This is a genomic window from Streptomyces sp. NRRL S-495 (assembly GCF_000966955.1).
Taxonomy (GTDB): Bacteria; Actinomycetota; Actinomycetes; order Streptomycetales; family Streptomycetaceae; genus Kitasatospora; species Kitasatospora purpeofusca.
In genome coordinates this window covers 1-381 of record NZ_JZWY01001238.1, presented here as the reverse complement: position 1 = coordinate 381, position 381 = coordinate 1, and the positions used below count along the sequence as shown (strand labels likewise).

General features: G+C 74.5%; 1 protein-coding gene. It reads right to left on the bottom strand.

All coding sequences use genetic code 11. The features are described from left to right. Positions 1-381 (bottom strand): beta-ketoacyl synthase N-terminal-like domain-containing protein (locus VR45_RS40845; RefSeq protein ID WP_045945042.1); only part of this gene is annotated, 381 nt, incomplete at both ends.

The following is a 381-nucleotide window of genomic DNA, read 5'->3' as shown; positions in this document are numbered from 1 at the left end:
CGAGGCGCTCCAGCACCAGCACGCCGACGCCCTCGCCCCAGCCGGTACCGTCCGCGGCCGTCGCGTAGGACTTGCAGCGGCCGTCGGCGGCGAGCCCCCGCTGACGGGAGAACTCGACGAAGACGCCCGCGGTCGACAGCACCGTCACCCCGCCCGCCAGCGCCAGCGTGCACTCGCCCTCGCGCAGCGACTGCACCGCCTGGTGCAGGGCGACCAGCGAGGAGGAGCACGCCGTGTCCACCGTGACGGCCGGACCCTGGAGCCCCAGGTGGTAGGAGACCCGCCCGGACACCAGACTGCCGACGCTGCCGCCGCCGGGGTCGTAGTCGTGGTGGAACGACCCGGCGAAGACACCGGTCCGGGTGCCCTTCAGGGTCTGCG